General features: G+C 43.2%; 10 protein-coding genes. 6 read left to right on the forward strand and 4 right to left on the reverse strand.

Annotated elements, in window-relative coordinates; all coding sequences use genetic code 11:
• Nucleotides 1–56: 56 nt before the first annotated feature.
• Both OSCIL6407_RS31010 and OSCIL6407_RS0119865 read right to left on the reverse strand, forming a co-directional pair.
• A complete protein-coding gene (locus OSCIL6407_RS31010) occupies nt 57–1,289 on the reverse strand; it encodes an ATP-binding protein (RefSeq protein ID WP_007354551.1) in 1,233 nt (410 codons plus the stop codon).
• 309 nt (nt 1,290–1,598) lie between these two features.
• Nucleotides 1,599–2,162, reverse strand: coding sequence for a DUF697 domain-containing protein (locus tag OSCIL6407_RS0119865; RefSeq protein WP_007354550.1), 564 nt, complete (start codon nt 2,160–2,162; stop codon nt 1,599–1,601).
• A 57-nt stretch (nt 2,163–2,219) separates the two neighbouring features.
• Between OSCIL6407_RS0119865 and OSCIL6407_RS34615 the strand changes: the two genes are divergently transcribed.
• The 4 genes from OSCIL6407_RS34615 to asnB all read left to right on the forward strand — a co-directional run bounded on the left by OSCIL6407_RS34615 (nt 2,220) and on the right by asnB (nt 7,571).
• Nucleotides 2,220–2,438 (forward strand): hypothetical protein, encoded by a 219-nt coding sequence (locus tag OSCIL6407_RS34615; RefSeq protein ID WP_148288904.1) that lies wholly within the window; start codon nt 2,220–2,222, stop codon nt 2,436–2,438.
• Nucleotides 2,439–2,556: 118 nt separating this feature from the next.
• Nucleotides 2,557–3,486, forward strand: coding sequence for a tRNA (adenosine(37)-N6)-dimethylallyltransferase MiaA (gene miaA, locus OSCIL6407_RS0119870; protein ID WP_007354549.1), 930 nt, complete (start codon nt 2,557–2,559; stop codon nt 3,484–3,486).
• On the forward strand, nt 3,483–5,639 hold the full coding sequence (locus tag OSCIL6407_RS31015) for an O-linked N-acetylglucosamine transferase, SPINDLY family protein (protein WP_007354548.1): 2,157 nt from the start codon (nt 3,483–3,485) through the stop codon (nt 5,637–5,639). The genes miaA and OSCIL6407_RS31015 overlap by 4 nt, the downstream gene beginning before the upstream one ends.
• 90 nt (nt 5,640–5,729) lie before the next feature.
• Nucleotides 5,730–7,571: an asparagine synthase (glutamine-hydrolyzing) gene (gene asnB / locus OSCIL6407_RS0119880; protein WP_007354547.1), complete on the forward strand. Its 1,842-nt coding sequence runs from the start codon at nt 5,730–5,732 to the stop codon at nt 7,569–7,571.
• A gap of 164 nt (nt 7,572–7,735) precedes the next feature.
• Here asnB and msrP read toward each other — a convergent pair whose 3' ends face one another.
• Nucleotides 7,736–8,719: a protein-methionine-sulfoxide reductase catalytic subunit MsrP gene (gene msrP, locus OSCIL6407_RS0119885; protein WP_019487585.1), complete on the reverse strand. Its 984-nt coding sequence runs from the start codon at nt 8,717–8,719 to the stop codon at nt 7,736–7,738.
• Between the two features lie 99 nt (nt 8,720–8,818).
• On the opposite strand from msrP, the gene OSCIL6407_RS0119890 reads away from it, so the two are divergent.
• Nucleotides 8,819–11,083 carry a serine/threonine-protein kinase gene (locus OSCIL6407_RS0119890; protein WP_324603623.1) on the forward strand — a complete coding sequence of 755 codons (2,265 nt, stop codon included), beginning with the start codon at nt 8,819–8,821 and terminating at the stop codon, nt 11,081–11,083.
• A gap of 548 nt (nt 11,084–11,631) precedes the next feature.
• The gene (locus OSCIL6407_RS0119905; protein ID WP_007354542.1) at nt 11,632–11,883 is read left to right on the forward strand and encodes a hypothetical protein; all 252 of its coding nucleotides are present in this window, start codon (nt 11,632–11,634) and stop codon (nt 11,881–11,883) included.
• A gap of 30 nt (nt 11,884–11,913) precedes the next feature.
• Here the strand turns inward: OSCIL6407_RS0119905 and gnd are convergent, their stop codons facing one another.
• Nucleotides 11,914–13,368: a decarboxylating NADP(+)-dependent phosphogluconate dehydrogenase gene (gnd, locus tag OSCIL6407_RS0119910; RefSeq protein WP_007354541.1), complete on the reverse strand. Its 1,455-nt coding sequence runs from the start codon at nt 13,366–13,368 to the stop codon at nt 11,914–11,916.
• Between the last annotated feature and the right edge of the window lie 207 nt (nt 13,369–13,575).

The following is a 13,575-nucleotide window of genomic DNA, read 5'->3' on the forward strand; positions in this document are numbered from 1 at the left end:
GGCGATCGCGCTTGCAAAGATTGCAGAAAGGGCGATCGCTCTAGCATAAAGGTAAATCAATCTTTTAGTAATTCTTGCTGGCGCAACAATACCCGCTCTTGACGTTTTGTAACGGCTGTATTATGAGCCTGGATTGCTTGTTCTACGATCGCGATCGCTACATCAGGGTGAGCTTCCAGATACTCTGTCAACTTCTCTCGCACAAGAGATTCAATAAATTCTCTTACTTCCAGATTAGCTAGACGAGTTCGGGTTGGGCCTTCAAAAATCGGATTCGGTAGCTTAACAGCAATGATGCCAGTGTAGCCACAATTGAAACCATCCATCCAGCCTAAATTTGTGTCTGCATCTTTAAGCTTGCCTAGCTTGTGAGCGATTGCGCTCACCGTGCGAGGGATCGCTAGTTTTAAGCTCTCTATGTGAGTACCGCCATCGATAGTACGGATGGAGTTGGCAAAACCCAACAGTTTGTCGTAGCCATATTCGCTCGGAACGTACCACTGAAAGGCTATTTGTACTTGTATACCGTTGCGATCGCCCTCAATATAAATCACTTCTTCGTGCAGAGGTTCTTTGTCAGAGTTTAAGTAGGCGACGTATTCCCGGATGCCGAGTTCAAAACAGTAGGTTTCGATGCGGGGAGAACTGCTATCGAGCATTTCCAAACTGTTGTCAGTCAAAATAATTGTCAGACCAGGATTGACATAAGCAATTTGCCGCAAATGAATGGCAAAAGTATTGTAATCAAACTCAATGCTAGTGGTGAAAATCTGCGAATCTGGTTTGAAAGTAACTGAAGTTCCCGTGCGGTTTTCTAAGCTGGGTTTGGCTATCAATTCGGTAACTGGGATGCCTCTCTCAAAACGCTGAGTATAAATTTGTTCCTTCCGCCAAACTGTCACCTCCAACCACTCGGACAAAGCATTGATGACTGCTATTCCAACTCCATGTAGCCCCCCAGAAACCTTGTAGCTGTCGCGATCGCACCATTCCCCTCTGTGAAGAACCGTCAAGACTGTTTCTACGAATGATTTGCCATTCTTAGCAACGATATCACTAGGAATGCCGCGCCCGTCATCTGTTACAGTCACGGAACCATCAGCATTAATGTCAACCTGAATGTGAGTGCAGTAGCCAGCCATCGCCTCGTCGATGGAGTTGTCCACAACCTCGTAAACTAAATGGTGGAGTCCTCGCGCGCCTGTTGTACCGATGTACATCCCCGGCCGTTTGCGGACTGCTTCGGTAGGTGTAAGAATTTGAATTTGATCGGCGCTGTAATTGGTCATACTAATATGGCTCCAATAATGGCGTATAAGCCCCTAAAGCTGCTCTTAGTTAAAAACTGTAAAAATCATAGTATAAAACGGTTAAAGGCGCTGCTAGGGCATTCTCAATATAAATTTATTGGGGGGATGCAGTTCTGAAGGTTAAGCATCGCGCCTGTTGACATTTGGTGGTGGGACTGGTAGCAGTAAGTTGGGGAGCGCGATCGCAGCGAGACGGAATTGCGGAGTCATGGTTCTGAGGTACTGTGGCGCGATCGCACTTAGGAAGAGCATAATGAAGGGCGATCGCTCTAGCGTAAAGATATCCTCTTAAAGTCGAGACAGTAGTTCTTGCTTCTTGGCAAGAAATTCTTCTTCCGTGAGAATGCCTTGCTCTTTCAACTTACCCAGTTTTTCGAGAGACTGATAAATATTAGCAGCATCATTCCCCTTTTCATTTTCTAAATCTGAAACATAACTTTTGCCTTTCTCAAAGGCTGAATCATAAACCGTTTTCACTTGTTCTTCAACAAAGTTATTCAGGGAACCACCGCTAGAGAAAAGATTGATCGCAACCTGTCCGACTGCATAAGTCGAAGCACCAGAAGCGATCGCCATCGATGCTCCACCAATCATCGTACCCAAACCAGGAAGTGCTTTGAGAAAACTCGCCCCCAGACTAGCAAGGCTAGTACCTGTAAGCGCTGAAACAAATGTTTTGCCCATGCTCTTAGAATAGCTAACATCGTAAACAGCGGCAATTTGCTGGAGCATTTCCAGTTGAATAGCAGTGACAGCAACAAAATCAACCAGTGGGATTGGGATTAACCCACCACCCATTGCCCACAATACATGGGATCTAATAATCGCCTCGGCTTCAGTTTGTTTGCTCATAAAATATAACCTGTCTCAAGTTTTTGATGTCTCTATTTTGGCTAATTTATTGGTAAAGTGCCAACTTACTTCCCACCAATTACCACCCAAAAACAATCTACTCCTTTATTCGGCAACAAAACTAACTCGCCATCCCGACTCGTCGCCAATTTTCCCAGTGGGTTCAAAGTCGGTCAAGAGATGCAAAAGCATCTCGATAGTTTTGTATTCTACCATTGGGTCATGGGGTCTGCGATCGCCAGAATCAATCGACGTGCAATGGCTGATGCCTTTTAAAGAGAATCTTTAATTGTATACAACTTCATGTAAATTTGGTATAAGAGTTTGATAAATTTAGTTGGGGATGCACTTCTTAAGGTTTCAGCGATTTAACAGTTTAGCAACGCAGGAGTTAATGTCTGAAGTGACGACAGGTTTAATTGTAATTTGTGGTGCGACGGCTACGGGAAAGTCGGGACTGGCTTTAGCCTTGGCTCACAGGCTAGAAAGTGCGATACTTAGTGCAGACTCGCGCCAAGTCTACCGCGAGTTTAACATCGGTACGGCGAAACCAACGAAGCGCGATCGCGAGTTAGTACCGCACTATTTAATTGATATCTGCGATCCTACAGAAACTTTGACAGTAGCAGATTACCAACAACAAGCTCAAATCTTAATTGAAAAGTTCCATCAGTCTAACACTATGCCGCTGTTAGTGGGGGGAACTGGCTTATATATTAAATCAGTCGTGCAGGGTTTGAAGATTCCCAGAGTCGCACCCGTACCAGAATTGCGATCGCAACTTACCGCACTAGGTCAACATCAATGTTACGCTATGCTGCAACAAGTCGATGCGATCGCAGCCAGCAAAATTCACGCCAACGATCCAGTCAGAACCTTAAGAGCCTTAGAAGTATTTTATGTCACAGGGCGTACAATTTCCGAGCAGCAAGGCGAAAACCCGCCAACTTATCCGATTTTACAGATAGGTTTAGATTCTGAAGCTGGATTAGGCGATCGCATTCAACAACGCACGGAGGAAATGCTAGCATCTGGTTGGCTAGATGAAGTACAATTTTTGTGCGATAAATACGGCTTTGACTTACCCCTACTAAACACGCTAGGTTATCAAGAAATGAAGCAATATTTATCTGGTAACATTAGTCTGGTTGAAGCTAAAAATCTCACAGTGTTGCATACGCGGCAATTTGCCAAACGTCAGCGGACTTGGTTTAAAGCCTATCCTCAAATTGAATGGTTTGATGCTGATATGCCAGATTTGTTAGATAAAGTGTGGCAGCGAGTGCAACAATTTATCTATATTGATTATAGGGCTAAACAATGAATATTGCTACATTAAATTTTCGATCTTTAAATTTAATCATCTTCCCAGATTGGAATCAATCCGAAGAATCCTTATACTTAGATTTAGAACAAATAATCAAAGCTATCCTGACTAATCCCGACAAAGATAATATTGCACTGCTAATAGATAGCAGCAACCTCTCTGCTGAGTCTGAATTAGATCCCAATCTGATCTTATCAGGAATTACGCTCGATTTGCTTTTCCAAGAAGATTTAGATACCGACAGCGAACCGGAAATAATTATACTAGAAAATCTCGCTCAAAAGGATTGGCAGAATATTTTACCTCAGATTCAATATCGGATTAAATTAACTACGGAAAATGAGGATGCAATCGCAGATTCAGGATTCGCGAATATTCCCACATTAGAAATAGAAGAAGTAAGCAAACCGCAATCATTGAAACTAGAACCATCATTACTTCTAAACTTAGCAAACCAATCTTACCAGCAAGGTAGATATGAAGAAGCAGTTAGCCGTTATCAAAGGTTATTGGAAAGCCAAACCGGAGATGCAGAAGTTTATTTTAGCTTAAGCGAATGTTGGAGAAATCTTAAGAAAATAGAAGACGCGATCGCCATTCTCCAACAAGGCATCAGCATTTACCCTACCACAGGTAAACTACACTTTTACCTAATTACAATATTACAGCAAAATGGATATACCAAAGAAGCCATCTCAAGTGCAGAGACAGCAGCCGAATTAGTCCCAAAAGAATACGTTTTTCAGCTATTGAAAAATTTACTACTGCCAATAGTTTACGATACTCCAGAGGAAATAGAATATTATCGCCAGCGATTCATTCAAAAGCTACATACTTTGATTCAACAAACATCTCTCCAAACGCCTGAAGATAAAATCAATACTCTCATAGGTATTGGTTCCTACACTAATTTTTACTTAGCTTATCAAGCTCATAACGTTGTAGAATCGCAATCAAAGTATGGTAACTTATTACATCAAATATTAGCAGCAAACTATCCCCAGTGGGTTGAGCCGAGAGCGATGCCTCCATTGCCAGAAAATGGTAAAATCAGAATAGGCTATATCTCCAATTACTTGCACTCTTATAGCGGCACTTTATGGCTAACTGGTTGGTTGCGTTACAGCGACAAAAGCAAGTTTGAAATTTACAGTTATTATACAGGAAACGATCCAGATTTGATCACTCAACAATTCCGAGATAGCAGCGATGTTTTTCACCATATCCCTCACAACTTAGAAGCAGTTAGCCAACAAATTATTGCCGACAAACTGCACATACTTGTATTTCCAGAAATTGGCATGGATGCACCTACTATACAAATAGCAGCTTTGCGTCTTGCTCCCATACAATGCTCAGCCTGGGGACATCCCGTAACATCGGGTTTGCCGACAATTGACTATTATTTATCTAGTGAATTGATGGAACCAGAAAATGCACAGCAACATTACTCGGAAACCCTGATTCGCTTACCTAATATCGGTGTTGCATACCCGAAACCAATTGTGGGAAAATTAACTAATACTCGCTCCGATTTTAACTTGCGAGAGGATGCAGTTATTTATTTATGCTGTCAAGCTCCATTTAAATATTTACCACAATACGATTATATTTTAGCTAAAATTGCCCTGCGCGTTCCCCAAGCTCAATTTATTTTTCCTCGCGGGGAATTGTTGCGAAAACGCCTGAATCGTGCTTTTGCAAAGGTCAATCTGAATTATGAAGATTATTGTTTATTTATGCCAATCGCCACTCGCCAAGATTATATCGCCATTAACTTTCTTTCTGATGTCTTTTTGGATACTTTTACTTGGTCTGGCGGGAATACTTCCTTGGAAGCGATCGCGTGTAATTTACCCATTGTAACTTGTCCGGGAGAATTCATGCGCGGTCTTCATGCTGATAGTTTCTTGAAGATGCTAGGAGTGACAGATACCATTGCCAAAAATGAGGTTGAATATATTGACATTGCTGTTAACTTGGGTTTAGAATTAGAGTGGCGAGGTAAGATTTCAGAAAAGATGAGCCAGCGGCAAGATTATCTTTTTGACGATCGAGTTTGTGTTGCTGGTTTAGAGAATTTTTATCAAGAAGTTACAGAGAATGAAGATCAAATATTAAAGGAGATATTAAGTGAATCACCTAAATAAAAGAGTTTCAGACTATTCTATTAATATAAGTCATTGTATATTAGCAGACCGTAATTCTTAGTAAATAATGTTGAGCAACGAGAAAATATAATGTGTGGATTTGCCGGATTTATTGACTTCCAAGATTCTCAGCAACAGGAATATTGGGCATATCTTACCCAGATGGGGCAACAATTATTTCGACGTGGCCCTGATGACGAGCAAGTTGTTAACTCTCATCCTCTTTGGTTAATTTTTAGAAGACTTTCGATTATTGATGTAGATGGAGGAGTGCAACCGATTTGGAATGAAGATAATACAATGTTTGTGGTGGTGAATGGGGAAATTTATAACCATCTTGAGTTGCGATCGCAATTAAGAGAAAACCATCACTTTCGTACCAAATCTGATGCAGAGATTGTGCTACACTTATATGAAGAACTGGGTGCTAAAGCTCTCGAATACCTCAACGGAATGTTTGCGATTGCTCTGTGGGATGGTCAAAAGCAACAATTATTCTTAGCACGAGATCGGCTTGGTATTAAACCTTTATATTATGCTCAAGTTGGTTCACAACTGATCTTCGGTTCCACTTTAGCATCTCTGCTGGCTCACCCTAATACACCTTGGCATCCTCAGTTTCAAGACTTAACTAATCTCAGCGCTACGACTTCCTTTGTCAGAGGTATTAATCGCCTGGCAGGGGGACATTACCTATTATTCGATGTCACTACAAAAACCGTAACTCCTCAATGTTATTGGAACTTAGCTGATTATTTAGTTACTGAACCCGTAAACGATCGGCGCACTCCCAGCGATTATATCAGAGAATATCGCGACCTATTTGTTGATAGTGTAAAGAAGCGCCTAATGAGTGATGTTCCCGTGGGAGCTTGTTTCAGCGGTGGACTCGATTCCGGGGTAATTGTGGCCGTTGCGCGTCAGGCACAACCAGATTTTCACTGCTTTAATATTTGCGATGATAACACCCGCGAAAATGGAGATTTTCAAGCAGCATATCAGCTTTGCCAACAGTTGAAACTTCCATTTCATCCGATTTGGTTTGACCCAGAAATATTCTTAGATCAACTCGATTTTTCCTTAGAGACACTGGAATATTTTATTTGGTTAATCGACTCTCCTAAATTTAACTTGGAGTGGATTTATAAGCACGAACTCTATCGTTATGCTAACACCGTAATGCCTGAATTGAAGGTGATGCTATTAGGACAGGGTTCAGATGAATTTGCTGGTGGTTACTCTACAGCCGACGATAAAACAGTCAAAAACTGGCAAGAGTATAACTCAGAACTGGCTAGCAAACAAGAGTATAATCTCCAACGCAAAAAATCGACTGGACTTAAGGATGGTTCTTCTGTATTTGATTACACTCTCCAATATTGTCCTCCTGGTTGCACAAGCTTTCAAAAAGAAATGTTGATGGAAATTTATTCCCTACAAGACTATAACCTCTGGCATGAAGACCGTACTTCTATGAATCAAAGTATAGAAGCTCGCGTGCCGTTTTTAGATCATCGTTTGGTGCAATATCTCGTTTCAATTCCACCACAACATCACCCTACACTGTTTTGGAATAAGACTATTATCCGCCAAATGGCTCAAGAGTGGTTGCCAAATGATTTTGTCTATCGCCAAAAATCCCACGCCACAGAACCTCAAATCTACAACCGTATGAAATATAAAATTGTGCAGCGGATTTTTCCCGAATTTAAGCAAAAGTATATTGATAATCGCGATAAGTCCTTATTTAAACCAGAAACTATGCTGGGATGGTTCGAGCAACCTCATCGCAATCAAAATGGTATTCTTGGCTTTGAGCAGTTATTAAATGGGATGGCAATGACTATTTTCAAAGAGCTTTGCCGCGAGAGAAATTCTATAATACCTGGAGATTATTTGTATGGACGATCGCCATTAGAAGTCCGTTTGTAGCGAGCTTGCGGCATTCTGTAGTAAAATCCAATTTGGGAGAAAGCTAGGGCTTTAAGACCTTTGATTCTTGATAATAAAAGTTATTAGCTTGCTTACTAAAATAAGCCCTGCCGATCGCCACAGGTACGGGAGAGCCTTAAAGTAGTATCATCTAAGATGTTTAATCAAGCATACAAACTCGCCACATATTCCCCATAGCCATTATACACAATAGTCGGGCGAGTTTCCCAGGAAAAACTCGAACCAGGGCCAACTATCCGTTCCGTCGCCTGCGACCATCTCGGATGCGGTTTCTCTGGATTCACATTCGCCTCAAACCCGTATTCATTAGGCGAAATCTTATGCCAAAATGTTTCTGGCTGATTCTCCACAAAATCAATTTTAACAATTGATTTTGCGCCTTTAAAACCATATTTCCAAGGAATAACTTGCCGCAGCGGAGCTCCATTTTGCTTTGGCAAAGACTTCCCGTAAATACCAGTCGCAAAAAATGCTAAATCGTTCGCCATTTCCTCAATTCGCAAGCCTTCCGTATAAGGCCAAGGATAGAATTGTGACAAGATACCAGGGCCTTTGGTAATCTTAGGATCGTAAAAAGAAGTGAAGCGCACAAATTTAGCATTCGATAGCGGTTCCACATCTGCCATCAGTAACTTCATCGGAAATCCTACCCAAGGTACTACCATCGCCCAAGCTTCAACGCAGCGGAACCTATAGACTCGTTCTTCGATGGGGAATTTTTTTTCTAGGTCGTCTAAGTCGTAAATCCGGGGATTTTTTACTAAACCGCTAACTTCTACCTTCCAATTATCTAGCGGCAATCTTTGCGCCGATTGCCAAATTGATTTCGTGCCGCCGTATTCATAGAAATTATTATATTTTGTTGCTAAGTCTTCCTCAGTTATTGATCGGTCAACTTGGGCAAAATTGGGATTGCGATTTAACCCTGGATATATATGATTTAATCCTGGGGTGGATTGAGATATTGACTCAGAATTGCTGTTGCAGCCAGTAAGTGGAAGTAGAGAAGCGCTTAAGCCAACACCTATTAAGCTGGTGACAAAGCGGCGGCGATTCATAAAAATAGTTTCCGGTGTTACTTCCCGTTCGGAAATTTCCCAGGATTTAGGAATATGGATTAAGGGCATAAGTGAGTTAAGTAGGCTAGATGGACAAAATGCTATGTCGAGGTTGGTGTTCGCATTTTTAATTTTTATGCGATCGCACACCGCAATTGTGGCTAAAATGTGGGAAACAATTATCATAGAACAAATATTCTTTACTTGTCGGTAGCCAGCATCCCATCTGATGACTCTCTCAGGCATGGGGAAGGAACAAGCGATCGCGACAAGTCGGGTTTTCCGGTTCCCGAAACAGAAAAACCGGAAAACTATTTGCCCATAGGAAGCGGTACAACCCGCCCCGCTTTCCTCCCCCACAAACCTTGGGTCTGCTGGGGGTCTCTAGCGGAAAGACCGATGAGTTACTGCATCAATCCCAATTGCCAGAACCCCCAAAATCCCGATTGCAGCACAACTTGCTCTAGTTGCGGCGGGGATTTACTATTAAAAGATCGCTACTGTATCCTTGATACTCTTGGTCAAAGCCTTAGTAGCCGCACTTTCTTAGCGATCGATCGAGATAAACCATCCCAACCCCACTGCGTAATTCAGCAGTTTTTTCAATCAGAAGTTGGCGATGACACTCAGAAGCAATCAGCAGAGGTAAATTTCTATTTCTCTCGTAAATTTCACGCCTCTGCCGTGATGCTGGATAAGTTAGGCCAACATCCCCGCATTCCTGAATTGTGGGCATCTTTTGAACAGAACGGTTGCCTCTATTTAGTCCAAGAATACATCCCAGGACGCAATTTAGCAGTTGAAGTCTCAGAACAGGGCGTTTTTAAAGAAGTTTCAATTTGGCAACTGTTAAGCGAATTGCTACCAGTTTTGCAATTTATCCACGATCGCCAATTGATTCACCGCGACATCAAACCACAAAATATTATCCGCCGATTCCCCCAAACCTTAACCAAGGGAACAAAGGGCGATTTGGTCTTAGTTGATTTTGGCGCTACTACCCCTGCTAATGGCATTTGGCCCAAAACTAAAGCAACGGCCGGTTCTGCCGAATATTCTTCCCCCGAACAAATCAAAGGCAATGCTACAACCTCCAGCGATTTGTATAGCTTAGGCGTGACTTGCATTCACTTACTCACGGGAGTTTCGCCCTTTGATTTGTTTGATATTAAAGCCGATGCTTGGACGTGGCGGCATTATTTGAAAGTGCCAGTTAGCGATCGCCTCGGCCGCATTCTCGATAAACTCGTCCAGCGCGACCCCTTAAAACGCTATCAGTCAGCAACCGAAGTTCTCAAAGACCTGAAATATGGCCCCACACCCTTAGAGTTAACACACCATAAACCCAATTGGGCTTTAACTGCTTGGGGAGGGGTCGCCCTTGCCGTTTTATCGATCGCCTTTAACCATCGTCTACCATCTCCCCCACCGCAGACAGCTTTCACCGCGCCAGAACCCGCTGCTACCATTCCCGACATCCGCTTCCCACCCCCGCGAATTGATGATTTCGCCCTTGAAAGGTCGAAAGAGAACGCACCGGTAAGAACTTTAGCATTTAGCGCCGGCCCTGTGTGGTCAGTAGCAGTTAGCCCCAATGGTCGCGTAGTTGTGACTGGGAGCACAGATGGTACAGTTCGGATGCTACACCTGCGTACTGGCAAATTGCTGAAAACGCTGAGGGGACATTCGGAGGCAGTTTGGTCGGTGGCCGTCAGCCCGGATGGGAAGGCGATCGCTTCTGGCAGCGCAGACGATACGATTAAAATCTGGGATCTCTACACTGGAAAACTGAAGCGAACTTTGTACGGCCATACAGCCGGTGTTTTCTCAGTGGCTTTCAGTCCCGATGGCAAGGCGATCGCTAGCGTTGGTAAAGACAAGACAGTAAAACTGTGGGACGCAGACACCGGCAGAGAATTGGAAACCCTCAAAGGACATTCCGCCGGAGTCCAGTCAGTCGCTTTTACCCCCAACGGCAAAACTCTTGCCACCGGCAGCGATGACGGTACCATCAAGCTGTGGAACTGGCGGACTGGCAAACTAATCCAGACCCTCAGAGGGCATTCAGACACAGTTTGGTCAGTTGCAATTAGTCCCGACGGTCAAACACTTGCTTCTGGGAGTTGGGATAATACGATTAAACTGTGGGATTTGAAAACTGGTACATCCCGACAACCTCGCGGTTTCTTATTACGAACTCTAACCGGCCATCTAGACAAAGTTCAATCCTTAACTTTTAGCCCTGATGGAGAAACTTTAGCTAGTGGTGATTTGAGTGGCACGATTAAACTTTGGCAGATGGGAAGCGGCGGTTTAATGGGTACGCTTAAGGGTCATTCTGCTTGGGTGGAAGTCGCTTTTAGTCCGAAGGGTAAAACATTAGTTAGTGGCAGTTTTGACGACACAATTAAGGTGTGGAGTCTTTCACCATAAAGGTTAAGTAGGCGGACAAAATTGATGTGATAAAATTAGATTTTAGATTGTGATTTTCAATTCAATCTAAAATCTAATTTTTTATTGTGTTGGCGTGGCAGACAACAAATCATATCATGTCCGGCAAATTACTTACGATATGTCATTGTTCGCTGTGCTCCGCAATCGCCTAGTCTCTGCGATTGCTTCGGGCAAGATCCGTACCCTCGCAACTGCGCTTCGCTTCGCTCGCAATGACAAGTATTTAACCAAACATGATATCAAAATAACGCTTGGCAAGGCTGAAATCAACACTCAATAAAACTGAAAATTAAGTTGGCAATGAGTGATAGAATAGCTAACTAGCTTAACTATAACTACTCAATCAATGCCATCATCGGGAGTCCAATACTTAATTATCAATGCCCTAGACACTCTGGACTTGCTCATCTGGAGGATATATGATGAAGAAAAGGGATTTTGGTACATTGAAACCCCAAGTCAAATTTTACCAAGGGCTGCTATACTACAAAGTGGCGAGGTTGTTCGTATAGACGAGGTTGCGAACTATGACGAATCAGAATCAAATTAGGAAAGAGCAAGATAGAAGATTAGGAGAATTAATGGCGATCGCGCGTCAAAGATTCCTCGATGCAGGCGGCGATCCTCGACATTTGCCATCCGGTTTAAAAGGCGATGATTACATGACAGATGCAGAAAGAGAAGAAGCACTTACAATAGCGCGATCGCTCTTTAACGACGAATATATCAACAGCTATCTTGAGAAAAAACGTCAAAACCAGTTAACAGTTAACGGTTAACGGTTAACCGTTAACTGTTAACCAACAAAATTAATCCGTACTCCCAGTTTGAATCGAATCCTTAGAAGCCTGCGTCCACTCAGTATGGAAGAACTCACCGCGAGGCTTATCAGTCCGCTCATAAGTGTGAGCGCCGAAATAATCCCGTTGAGCTTGCGTTAGATTTTGGGGCAAGCGATCGCGCCGATAGCTATCAAAATAGTCTAGCGACGCACTGAAAGCCGGGACAGCAATCCCCAACGTACTCGCAGTAGCCAACACCTCCCGCCAAGCTACCTGCCGATCCAAAATTGTCTGCTTAAACTCTGGCGCTAGCAACAAATTCGGCAACTTAGCATCATCATTGAAAGCCTTCTTAATCTTATCCAAAAACCCGGCTCGAATAATACAACCGCCTTTCCAAATTCGCGCAATTTCACTCAAAGCCAATTCGTAATTAAACGACTTTGATGCCGCACTTAACAGCGCCATACCTTGAGCGTAAGAGCAAATCTTCGAGCAATAAAGGGCATCCCGAATCTTACCTACCAACTCCTTCGGATCGCCCTCATATTTAGCAGAAGGCCCCGATAGTTCGCTAGAAGCTTTAATCCGTTCGTCTTTGTAAGAAGACATAATCCGGGCATTGACAGCAGCAGTAATTGTGGGAATACTTACGCCCATATCCAAAGCACTAACTACCGTCCAACGACCGGTACCTTTTTGACCCGCTGAGTCCATAATCACTTCAACTAAAGGCTGCTTAGTGTCGGGGTCAGTGAACTTGAAAATATTAGCAGTAATTTCAATCAAAAATGAGTTAAGTTCGTCAGTAGTGTTCCATTCTGCAAACACTTCGTGCAACTGTTCGCCATTGAGTCCGGCCACATTTTTGAGCAAGTCGTAGGCTTCAGCAATTAGCTGCATATCGCCATACTCAATGCCATTGTGTACCATTTTTACGTAGTGACCGGCACCGCCAGGGCCGATGAAAGTCACGCAAGGGCCGTCGTCTACTTGAGCGGCAATTTTGGTCAGAATTGGCTCCAATTTCCCGTAAGCTGTTTGCGTACCTCCCGGCATCAAACTAGCACCATTAAGAGCGCCTTCTTCGCCGCCGCTGATGCCCATGCCCACAAATCCCAGTCCTGTTGCTTCTAATTCTTTGGTACGGCGTTCGGTATCTTCGTAGAGGGAATTGCCGCCGTCAATGATCATGTCTTCCGGGTCTAGCATGGGTTTTAGCTGCTGGATGACGGCATCAACGGGCTTGCCGGCCTGTACCATGACTAGGATTCTGCGAGGACGTTCTAGAGATTCCACAAATTCTTGAAGAGTCTGGGTGGCGATTATATTCTTGCCTTGGGCGCGTTTAGCCATGAACTCTTCGGTTTTGGCGTAGGTGCGGTTAAAGACGGATACGGAAAAGCCGCGACTCTCTACATTTAGCGCTAGGTTCTCGCCCATAACGGCTAGACCAATTACTCCAAAGTTTTGCTGTGCCATAAATCTTTGTTGACTCTGTTGTTGGTTTTGGGCTTGGATTCAATTTACTTTAATTTTTCTATTTGATACCTGGTTTTTGATAAAATTGGTAAGGTTTTTTTAAGATTTCCAGCTATACAAAGATATGCAGGATACCATAAAAAGGCAGTTATAAATATTGTGCGGTAACGATAGATACAATTAAACGAATAGCTAAGATAAAAGTTA

It is taken from the genome of Kamptonema formosum PCC 6407 (assembly GCF_000332155.1).
GTDB lineage: Bacteria > Cyanobacteriota > Cyanobacteriia > Cyanobacteriales > Microcoleaceae > Kamptonema > Kamptonema formosum.

Coding starts and splice junctions, on each gene's coding strand:
- asnB (WP_007354547.1), top strand. CDS start 5,730: ATGTGTGGATTTGCCGGATTTATTGACTTCCAAGATTCTCAGCAACAG.
- miaA (WP_007354549.1), top strand. CDS start 2,557: ATGTCTGAAGTGACGACAGGTTTAATTGTAATTTGTGGTGCGACGGCT.
- OSCIL6407_RS0119865 (WP_007354550.1), bottom strand. CDS start 2,162: ATGAGCAAACAAACTGAAGCCGAGGCGATTATTAGATCCCATGTATTG.
- gnd (WP_007354541.1), bottom strand. CDS start 13,368: ATGGCACAGCAAAACTTTGGAGTAATTGGTCTAGCCGTTATGGGCGAG.
- OSCIL6407_RS31015 (WP_007354548.1), top strand. CDS start 3,483: ATGAATATTGCTACATTAAATTTTCGATCTTTAAATTTAATCATCTTC.
- OSCIL6407_RS0119905 (WP_007354542.1), top strand. CDS start 11,632: ATGACGAATCAGAATCAAATTAGGAAAGAGCAAGATAGAAGATTAGGA.
- OSCIL6407_RS31010 (WP_007354551.1), bottom strand. CDS start 1,289: ATGACCAATTACAGCGCCGATCAAATTCAAATTCTTACACCTACCGAA.
- msrP (WP_019487585.1), bottom strand. CDS start 8,719: ATGCCCTTAATCCATATTCCTAAATCCTGGGAAATTTCCGAACGGGAA.